This is a genomic window from Proteiniphilum sp. UBA1028 (genome assembly GCF_002316955.1).
Taxonomy (GTDB): domain Bacteria; phylum Bacteroidota; class Bacteroidia; order Bacteroidales; family Dysgonomonadaceae; genus Proteiniphilum.
Genome location: NZ_DCEN01000072.1, coordinates 45834 through 54233, shown reverse-complemented (window position 1 = coordinate 54233; position 8400 = coordinate 45834). Strand labels below are relative to the sequence as shown.

The window sequence follows — 8400 nt, the reverse complement described above, 5'->3', positions numbered from 1 at the left end:
GTCTGCTTCACCTCTCTGTGCAGGATCAACAGCCCGATCAGGTTGGGCACCGTCATAAAGGCCACGGTAAGCATCGAGAGGTTCCAGATGATGATGGTGTCTATAAATGGTTCAAGGATGGCCACCATGCCTTCCGATTTTTTATCATATTTTCCTTTGATGATGCGGATGGCATGCCTGAAATAACGGATCTGTGGAAACTTTAGATAGAGGGTAAAGAAAAAACCGGTACCCAACAACAAGAAAATAAACCAGTTATTCCCGCCGATATATTGATGTAAAGTAGTGAAGAACGCATTGATTTGCTGCATAATAGAAGCAGTTAATGTGATATGAAACCAAAAGGCCAAAAATATGGATAATCTTTTAATTAATGAAAAATTACTTTAAATATTAAATTTATTCACTTGAGGGGCAATCTTTATTATCTTTGCGATAACTTTTTTATATAATCATCATGGATAGACGAAATTTTCTGAAAAAATCAGCTATTACGGCAACCGGTTTAAGTCTGACGCCATTAATGGGAAAACCCTTTTCCTCCCTGTATGGTCAGTCGGCACCAGGCAACAAAATTAAAATAGGCCTGATAGGTTGTCGGAATCAGGGATGGAGCAATCTCAAAACTTTTCTGCAGTATCCTACAGTGGAATGTATCTCGCTCTGCGATGTGGACGATCAGTGGCTCTACCAGCGCGCGGCAGAATATGAGAAACTCAAAGGTAATAAACCCGCACAGCTGGTGAAGGACTGGCGAAGGGTCATCGACAACAAGGATGTGGACATGGTGATCATTGGTACTCCCGACCATTGGCACTGTCTGCAGATGATTGCCGCCTGTGAGGCAGGAAAGGACGTATATGTGGAAAAACCGCTGGCCAATACCATCGAAGAGTGTGACCTCATGGTCAGGGCTGCACGGAAATATGACCGGATCGTGCAGGTGGGCCAGTGGCAACGTAGCGACCCGCACTGGGATGAAGCTGCGGCCTATGTGCAGAGTGGCGCACTGGGGCGCGTGAGAACCGTAAAGGTGTGGGCTTATCAGACCAGTAAGTGGACATTGCCTGTTGTCCCTGATTCGGCTGTTCCCGCCGGTGTGGATTATGACATGTGGCTCGGCCCGGCACCCAAACGCAATTTCAATCAGAATCGTTTTCATTATAACTTCCGCTTCTTCTGGGATTATGCAGGCGGGCTGATGGCCGACTGGGGAGTGCATCTGCTCGATTATGCCATGAAGGGGATGAATGCAGGGCTTCCTTCGTATGTTTACGGGGCCGGCGGGAAGTTCGGTTACCCCGATGATGCCATGGAAACACCGGATACGTTGATGGCGACCTACAAATATCCCGATTTTAATATTATCTGGGACCATGCCTGCGGGATCGGGAACGGACTCTTCGGATTGCGTGAAGGTGTTGCCTTTTTCGGAGAAAACGGTACGCTCATCCTTACCCGTAGCGGTTGGGAGGTTGTACCCGAACAAGCAGTCAACAGCCGTAATTTCCCATATTGCTATCCCTGTGACGATGAGAAAAAACCGAATACCCTTCGCATGGAAGCAATTGAAAAAAGAAAGGGCTCTGGCAAAGGCCTCTATCTACATGCGGGGAACATGCTCGAGTGCATGCGCACGCGTGAACTGCCCAATGCCGACATTGCCATTGGTGCCGAAGTGGCGAAACTCAGCCATCTGGCAAATATCTCCTGCAGAGTAGGTAGCGCCCTGAACTGGGACAATAAGACCGGCAAATTCATCGGTAATGAAGAAGCAAACCGCTTGATAATGGCAAACTACCGCGCTCCGTGGAAATTGCCAAAGGTCTAATGAGAGAGTTGTACAAGGGAGTGTCTGATCTTCCGTTTTGAAAAATAACAGGAAAGAGGGTGAATCACCGCGTGATTCACCCTCTTGTAATTGTGGTCAGCGAAGTTAATCGCATTTGTCAGAACCTGTTTACCCAAGCTTCAAAAGCCTGCATGTAATTGCGCAGGAAGGTTCTTGTTTCCTCTTTCAGCAATTTACCGTCTTCTCCGAACAGCGACATGGTGTTCCCGATATAGGCTTCAGGCTGTTGCATCATGTACACGTTTACAAAGACCATGGGTTGACGCAGCACGTGATTGGCTCCTTCCCCTCCGAGCGGACTGATGGAGCTGCTCACAATAGCGCCCGGTTTCCCGCCCCAGTTGTTTTGTCCATAGGGCCTTGAAGCCACGTCAATGGCATTTTTTAATACTCCCGGTATGGAACGGTTATATTCCGGTGTGAAAAAAAGATAACCATCGGCTTCTTTAATTTTTTTACGAAATTCAACCCACTCTGTCGGGGGATTCTGATCGAGGTCTTCATTATAATGTACCAGTTGTCCAATTTCTACCAGCTCCATTTCCAATGAATCGGGGGCCATGGCAATCATTTCTTTGGCCAGTTTCCTGTTATACGACTCTTTGCGTAAACTACCTACCAAAACAGCAATTTTCTTCTTTTTCATTTTTAAGTCTTGTTGATTGTTCGTTATTTCTTTTCCTAAAAGAACAAATGTTCTCTGCACCAATTAATTTTGCATTGGAAAATAATAACATCCGAAATCTTAATTTGTTTAATTGCTAATTTCGATGGGCCATTTTATGTAAGATTACCATTTTTTCTGGCCATAAAGATCAATTCTTCCAGCAATTCCTGTATTTTTCTCGGCCCTTTTTTAATCCCTTTCAGTGTTGTATGTACCTGCTCCGCGGTAATCTGCGCTTCCCGCCAGCTTGTTCCCTTGCTGTATGTATTCAGCAATACCGGCATAATCTTGTCTACAGATGATGCAAAAATAGCATCGGGCGTTTCTTCCTTTTCGAATTCGAGCCAGATGTCATAATACTCCTTCCCCTGATCGTAAGGCAACAGGCTGAATATCTTTTTTGCAGCCTGATTTTCCCTGTCGAACTTTTTTTTGTTGGCTTCCTCATCGAACATGAAAGTGTCACCTGCTTCAATTTCCACCAGATCGTGGATGGAGATCATCCTTACAATACGCTGCAGATTGAGCTCATGCTTGTTTTCGGTATATTCAAACAGCAGGAGTGCTGTCAGTATGGTGTGCCATGAATGTTCCGCCGTATTCTCCCGTCGTGAATCATCGGAAATATAGTTGCGGCGGATCACATTTTTCAGTTTGTCCGCCTCCAGGATAAAATCGATCTGCTGCTTCAATCTTCTGTTCATGAGTTTAAATTATTTAAGAGGTACCCGGTCATGGTAGATTTCTTCTGTTAATCCGATTCTCCTGTTTCTGTTTCAGGGAATTGGGTTTCTCTTCGTCTCTCAGGTTCCGTAGAAAATAATGAAAGGTGGTGTCGGGTTTCACCACAATCATTTGAAACTGGTGATGCGGAGGAACAATGACCGGCATGTTGTCGAGGGGGGTGGTTAGGATCCTCTCTTCGGTCATTCTCTCCTGACTCTTTTTCTTCAGGTATTTTTCCCATAGGGGGTTTGGAATGGTATCGCCGGGAAAAAAACGAAGCGTGTCGGCAGATGCAATTTTAAAAGGAGGCAAAGTGGATGAGACAGAGTCCCATGGCAATCTTTTTGGCTCTTCTTGTTGTGACATCAGATTCACGCCATAAAGCCCGAGCAGCAACGAAATCAGAATGAGCATTTTCATATCATGCGATTTAGGTATAACAAATATATGTTTTACGAATCACATTTCCAAACAGATTATCTGAAACGGGCAAAAAAGAGTTTCATTAGATCGGCACAGTCATCTGCCATAATTCCGGAGGTCACGCTAGTTTTGGGATGGAGCAGGTGAGGTGAGATACGCGAATATCCTCTTTTTTCATCCGGAGTGCCATACACTATTCGCGTTATCTGTGCCCACCGAAGTGCCCCCGCACACATGGGACATGGTTCCACCGTGACATAGAGTGTACAATCGGTCAGATATTTTCCGCCCAGAACGTCGGCGGCGGCTGTAATCGCCTGCATTTCGGCGTGGGCAGTCACGTCGTTCAGCATCTCCGTGAGATTGTGGGCACGGGCAATAATCCGCTGATTGGATACCACCACAGCACCAATGGGTATCTCATCCTTCTCAAAAGCCTTATGAGCTTCCTGAAGTGCTTGTCGCATGAAATATTCGTCGTCTAGCATCCGGCCATTTTTTTACTGCAATTCATATTCCTACCGCCGCATCTCGTTCTCTTCGAACAGGGTGGGGTAGTCCTGATCCATATTTTTAAGTATGTGATTGAGAACTGTCTCACGAAACCATCGTGATCGGTTGGTGATCTTGTATTTTTTTAGATAAAACCGGATTAGTTCGTGCTCATCATCGCTTAGCATGAACTCCGCCTTTTTTGTACGCGGTTTCCTCCTTCCCTGCAGCTTATAACTCTTCGTCCTCATTAAAACCATTGAATTTCCGGCGGAAAGCGCTCTGACCGAAAAAAACGAAAAACAGTCGCTTTCCCTTTGCTGGTACAAAAAAACAAAATATTTTCGCCAAAACGAAGTATTTACAACCTAAATTTGTATTTTTACGAAGTTATAAGGCTTTTCTGCCGTTAAAATAAGATGGCTGATCACAACGAACTGGGATGGAAAGGAGAAGAGGCTGCAGCGAACTATCTGGCCTCCAAAGGTCATCGTATTGTAGAGCGAAACTGGACTTTTCGTGGTTATGAAGTTGATATTATTTCGGAAGATGACGGATACATTGTTTTTGTGGAGGTTAAAACCCGCACATCGGCAGAGTGGGGCAATCCCGAAGATTTCATCGGCAAGCAGCGTATGCGACGTATGATCCATGCGGCCGGTCTTTATCTTAAAATGAATTGTGTGGATAAACCCGCCCGGTTCGATGTTGTAGCCGTAATCTGGAATAAACAACATTTTGAACTGCAGCATATTGAAGATGCCTTTTTGCCATTTTTGTAAGAGTGTCCCAAATGAACATAGAAGAGCTTTTTGATTATTGTCTGTCCATTGAAGGCGCCGAAGCTACCACACCCTTTGATGAGTCCACCATCGTGATGAAGGTGATGGGTAAGATGTTTGCCATGATTCCCACCGACACCGACCGGATAAGTATCACGTTGAAATGCAATCCCGAAAAAGCAATAAGGCTGCGTGAGAACTACGACTGTGTGGAAAGTGCTTTTCATATGAACAAGACGTACTGGAACACCATCTATCTGGACGGAGATATGCCGGAAAAAGAGATCAGAAAATGGATCCACCATTCCGTCAGGGAGGTGGTGATGAAATTACCCAAAAAACAACAACAGCAATATTATGGATCAGTTAAGTAAAGAGCGAATCACAATTCGGGTCGATGAGGTTGATTCTACCAACCTTTACCTGAAAAAAATTGCCCGCGAAGAGCATCCAGAAGAAGGGTCGCTTGTGATTGCCGAGTACCAGACCGGGGGGAGGGGACAAATGGGTACCTCCTGGTTCTCCACGAAGGGGGAAAACCTGCTGTTCAGCATGCTTCTTTATCCCAGTGAAGTAGTGCCAAACGAGCAGTTTATCATTTCACGCATCGCCTCCCTGGCCGTAAAAAATACGCTCGACCATTTTACCAACGATATCCGCATCAAATGGCCCAACGATATTTACTGGAAAGATAAAAAAATTGCCGGGATGCTTATAGAGAACGACATACAGGGAAAGTATATCGAAAATTCGGTCATCGGCATCGGCATCAATGTCAACCAGCAATTCTTTCCGACGGAACTGCCCAATCCCGTGTCGCTACGACAGATTGTCGGATCTGTACAGGATAGGGAGTACATCCTTGATGTGTTTATGCGTGAGTTCTTCCTGTTGTATCGTGATTTTCAGCAGGGCCGGAGAGAAGTCATTGAAGACGAATATATGCTCGATCTTTATCGCGTAAATGATTATTACTGGTTTGAAGACCGCGAGGGGAAATTCCAGGCTAAGATTGAAGACGTGTTGCCGTCGGGACACCTGATGCTGAGAACGCTGGAGGGTGATAATGTACGGAGGTATGCGTTCAAGGAGGTCGCTTTTGTCGAGTAAACCCGACAGCCGAATCCCGACCTCCTGATTCCGACAACGAATAAACTGACAATATAATAATATGCAATTCAAAAGAATATTACTGAAGCTTAGTGGTGAGTCGCTGATGGGCGGCAAACAGTATGGAATAGACGAAGTACGCATTGACGAATATGCGCAACAAATAAAAGAGGTGGCCCGCATGGGTGTGCAAATTGGAATCGTCATTGGTGGCGGTAACATTTTCCGGGGACTGAGCGGCACCTCTAAAGGATTCGACCGGGTGAAGGGCGACCAGATGGGAATGCTGGCAACCGTGATCAACAGCCTGGCACTAAGTTCAGCGCTTACCATACTGGGACAGAAGAATCGTGTTTTTACGGCTGTTCGCATGGAGCCCGTGGGCGAATTTTACGATAAATGGAAAGCCATTGACGCGATGGAAAATGGAGAGATTGCCATCATGGCCGGAGGAACAGGAAACCCCTTTTTTACCACCGATACGGCTTCTGCACTGAGGGGCATAGAAATCGAAGCCGACGCCATGTTCAAAGGGACCCGGGTTGATGGTGTGTATACGACCGACCCGGAGAAAGATCCGGCTGCCACCAAATTCCGGACCATCACTTTCGACGAGATGTATGACCGGGGGCTCAAGGTGATGGATCTTACAGCAACTACATTGTGCAAAGAGAATAACCTTTCCGTTGTTGTATTCGATATGGATACCGTGGGCAACCTGAAGAAGGTAGTTAATGGCGAAGATATTGGCACATTGGTTCATTTATAGGACCGTTAAGAATATTTTCACTATTTTTGTTCCCACAAACAACAAAATAAATTACCTATGGATACAACGACAATCAGAAAAGATGCCGAGGAGAAAATGCAGATGACCCTCGAATTTTTGGAAGAAACCTTTTCCCGCATCCGGGCAGGCCGTGCCAACCCGCATATCCTCGACGGGATACGCGTGGAGTATTACGGAAGCATGGTGCCCTTATCAAACGTGGCCACGGTGACCACGCCCGATGCGAAAACTATCCTGGTGCAGCCATGGGAAAAGGCGATGTTGAGGGTGGTGGAGAAAGCCATTCAGGACTCAGACGTGGGCATCACGCCTGAAAACAACGGCGAGATGATCCGGCTGGGTATACCTCCCCTAACCGAGGAGCGCCGCAAACAACTGGTAAAGCAGACCAAACAGGAAGCCGAGGAGGCCAAGATCAGCATACGCAATGCACGACGTGAAGGAATCGACGAGGTGAAAAAAGCGGTGAAAGAGGGCCTTCCCGAAGATATGGGAAAAGATGGCGAAAACGAGCTGCAGAAGCTCCACGACCTTTATATCAGGAAGGTGGATGAGAAGTTCGCCGGCAAGGAGAAAGAAATCCTCACCGTTTAATGGGACTGGGAGAAGAGGGAAGTGATCCGAAAGGCGTGAGGGGCAGGGTCATCAAGAATACCGGCAACACGTATCTTGTGCGAACTGCGAACGGAACCGATTTTGTTTGCATAGCAAAAGGGCACTTTCGCCTTAAAGGTATTCGCAGTACTAGTCCCGTGGTTGTGGGCGACATGGTTCTCATGAATGTAAATCCCGACGGTACCGCGTTCATCACCGATATTGAAGAGCGCAGCAACTATATTGTCCGCAAAGCTTCCAACCTCTCCAAACACACCCACATCCTGGCGGCGAATATCGATCTTGCGTTACTTTGCATTACGGTTCGCTATCCCGAGACCACCACGGTATTTATCGACCGGTTTCTGGTTACTGCCGAGGCATACACCGTGCCCGTTATCCTTGTATTCAATAAGATCGATCTGTATAACGAAGAGGATGACGCATACCTGGAGGCCTTGATCCGCCTATACTCCGTGATCGGTTACCGTTGTGTGAAAACATCCATGGTCACGGGAGAAGGACTGAATGAGATTGACGAAGCGACAAAAGGAAAAATTATCCTGCTGGCCGGTCATTCGGGCGTAGGGAAATCGAGCATCATCAATGCGTTGAAAGGGGAGTATGTGCAAAAAGTAGGTGAGATCTCCGATTATCACCACAAAGGAATGCATACCACTACCTACTCGGAGATGATTCAGCTGAACAACGGGGGATTTGTCATCGATACGCCCGGCATCAAAGGTTTTGGAACCATCAACATGGTGGCGGCAGAGGTGTCGCACTACTTTCCCGAGATATTCAAGGCCTCAGAAAATTGCAAATATTACAACTGCCTGCACCTGAACGAACCCGGCTGTGCCGTACAGAAAGCCGTCGAAGAACATCATATTAGCGAAAGCCGGTATCATTCCTACCTGAATATTCTGGAAGACACCGGCGATGGGAAATATCGGATATAACT

The 8400-nt window shown here is 46.5% G+C and carries 12 protein-coding genes and 1 pseudogene; 7 read left to right on the top strand and 6 right to left on the bottom strand.

Features of this window, described 5'->3' with window-relative positions:
• Window positions 1–311, bottom strand: a pseudogene (locus B3Z75_RS12385) (hypothetical protein); the annotation flags it as partial.
• A gap of 146 nt (window positions 312–457) precedes the next feature.
• On the opposite strand from B3Z75_RS12385, the gene B3Z75_RS12380 reads away from it, so the two are divergent.
• Window positions 458–1831 (top strand): Gfo/Idh/MocA family protein, encoded by a 1374-nt coding sequence (locus B3Z75_RS12380; RefSeq protein WP_294072131.1) that lies wholly within the window; start codon window positions 458–460, stop codon window positions 1829–1831.
• Between the two features lie 118 nt (window positions 1832–1949).
• On the opposite strand, the gene B3Z75_RS12375 is transcribed toward B3Z75_RS12380, so the two are convergent.
• The 5 genes from B3Z75_RS12375 to B3Z75_RS12355 form a co-directional block, all read right to left on the bottom strand.
• Entirely contained in the window at window positions 1950–2498 is a 549-nt protein-coding gene (locus B3Z75_RS12375) for an NADPH-dependent FMN reductase (protein WP_294072130.1), read from the bottom strand.
• A gap of 134 nt (window positions 2499–2632) precedes the next feature.
• On the bottom strand, window positions 2633–3223 hold the full coding sequence (locus B3Z75_RS12370; RefSeq protein ID WP_294072126.1) for an HD domain-containing protein: 591 nt from the start codon (window positions 3221–3223) through the stop codon (window positions 2633–2635).
• A 28-nt stretch (window positions 3224–3251) separates the two neighbouring features.
• Window positions 3252–3665: a hypothetical protein gene (locus B3Z75_RS12365; protein WP_294072124.1), complete on the bottom strand. Its 414-nt coding sequence runs from the start codon at window positions 3663–3665 to the stop codon at window positions 3252–3254.
• A gap of 56 nt (window positions 3666–3721) precedes the next feature.
• Complete coding sequence (locus tag B3Z75_RS12360) at window positions 3722–4156, bottom strand: nucleoside deaminase (RefSeq protein WP_294072121.1); 435 nt, start codon at window positions 4154–4156, stop codon at window positions 3722–3724.
• Window positions 4157–4186: 30 nt separating this feature from the next.
• A complete protein-coding gene (locus B3Z75_RS12355) occupies window positions 4187–4411 on the bottom strand; it encodes a hypothetical protein (protein WP_294072217.1) in 225 nt (74 codons plus the stop codon).
• Between the two features lie 168 nt (window positions 4412–4579).
• Between B3Z75_RS12355 and B3Z75_RS12350 the strand changes: the two genes are divergently transcribed.
• The 6 genes from B3Z75_RS12350 to rsgA all read left to right on the top strand — a co-directional run bounded on the left by B3Z75_RS12350 (window position 4580) and on the right by rsgA (window position 8398).
• Window positions 4580–4942 carry a YraN family protein gene (locus B3Z75_RS12350; protein ID WP_294072118.1) on the top strand — a complete coding sequence of 121 codons (363 nt, stop codon included), beginning with the start codon at window positions 4580–4582 and terminating at the stop codon, window positions 4940–4942.
• Window positions 4943–4953: 11 nt separating this feature from the next.
• Window positions 4954–5316, top strand: a complete 363-nt coding sequence (locus B3Z75_RS12345) for an MmcQ/YjbR family DNA-binding protein (protein ID WP_294072115.1) — start codon at window positions 4954–4956, stop codon at window positions 5314–5316.
• Window positions 5300–6052, top strand: coding sequence for a biotin--[acetyl-CoA-carboxylase] ligase (locus B3Z75_RS12340; protein WP_294072112.1), 753 nt, complete (start codon window positions 5300–5302; stop codon window positions 6050–6052). The genes B3Z75_RS12345 and B3Z75_RS12340 overlap by 17 nt, the downstream gene beginning before the upstream one ends.
• A gap of 61 nt (window positions 6053–6113) precedes the next feature.
• Window positions 6114–6821 carry a UMP kinase gene (gene pyrH / locus B3Z75_RS12335; protein ID WP_294072109.1) on the top strand — a complete coding sequence of 236 codons (708 nt, stop codon included), beginning with the start codon at window positions 6114–6116 and terminating at the stop codon, window positions 6819–6821.
• Window positions 6822–6878: 57 nt separating this feature from the next.
• Entirely contained in the window at window positions 6879–7436 is a 558-nt protein-coding gene (gene frr / locus B3Z75_RS12330; RefSeq protein WP_294072106.1) for a ribosome recycling factor, read from the top strand.
• 35 nt (window positions 7437–7471) lie between these two features.
• A complete protein-coding gene (gene rsgA / locus B3Z75_RS12325) occupies window positions 7472–8398 on the top strand; it encodes a ribosome small subunit-dependent GTPase A (RefSeq protein WP_294072183.1) in 927 nt (308 codons plus the stop codon).
• Window positions 8399–8400: the final 2 nt, after the last annotated feature.

What these genes read in the sequence shown, in the direction of transcription:
- pyrH (WP_294072109.1), top strand. Translation starts at nt 6,114, where the DNA reads ATGCAATTCAAAAGAATATTACTGAAGCTTAGTGGTGAGTCGCTGATG.
- B3Z75_RS12370 (WP_294072126.1), bottom strand. Translation starts at nt 3,223, where the DNA reads ATGAACAGAAGATTGAAGCAGCAGATCGATTTTATCCTGGAGGCGGAC.
- B3Z75_RS12340 (WP_294072112.1), top strand. Translation starts at nt 5,300, where the DNA reads ATGGATCAGTTAAGTAAAGAGCGAATCACAATTCGGGTCGATGAGGTT.
- B3Z75_RS12345 (WP_294072115.1), top strand. Translation starts at nt 4,954, where the DNA reads ATGAACATAGAAGAGCTTTTTGATTATTGTCTGTCCATTGAAGGCGCC.
- B3Z75_RS12375 (WP_294072130.1), bottom strand. Translation starts at nt 2,498, where the DNA reads ATGAAAAAGAAGAAAATTGCTGTTTTGGTAGGTAGTTTACGCAAAGAG.
- frr (WP_294072106.1), top strand. Translation starts at nt 6,879, where the DNA reads ATGGATACAACGACAATCAGAAAAGATGCCGAGGAGAAAATGCAGATG.
- B3Z75_RS12365 (WP_294072124.1), bottom strand. Translation starts at nt 3,665, where the DNA reads ATGAAAATGCTCATTCTGATTTCGTTGCTGCTCGGGCTTTATGGCGTG.
- B3Z75_RS12350 (WP_294072118.1), top strand. Translation starts at nt 4,580, where the DNA reads ATGGCTGATCACAACGAACTGGGATGGAAAGGAGAAGAGGCTGCAGCG.
- B3Z75_RS12360 (WP_294072121.1), bottom strand. Translation starts at nt 4,156, where the DNA reads ATGCTAGACGACGAATATTTCATGCGACAAGCACTTCAGGAAGCTCAT.
- B3Z75_RS12355 (WP_294072217.1), bottom strand. Translation starts at nt 4,411, where the DNA reads ATGAGGACGAAGAGTTATAAGCTGCAGGGAAGGAGGAAACCGCGTACA.
- B3Z75_RS12380 (WP_294072131.1), top strand. Translation starts at nt 458, where the DNA reads ATGGATAGACGAAATTTTCTGAAAAAATCAGCTATTACGGCAACCGGT.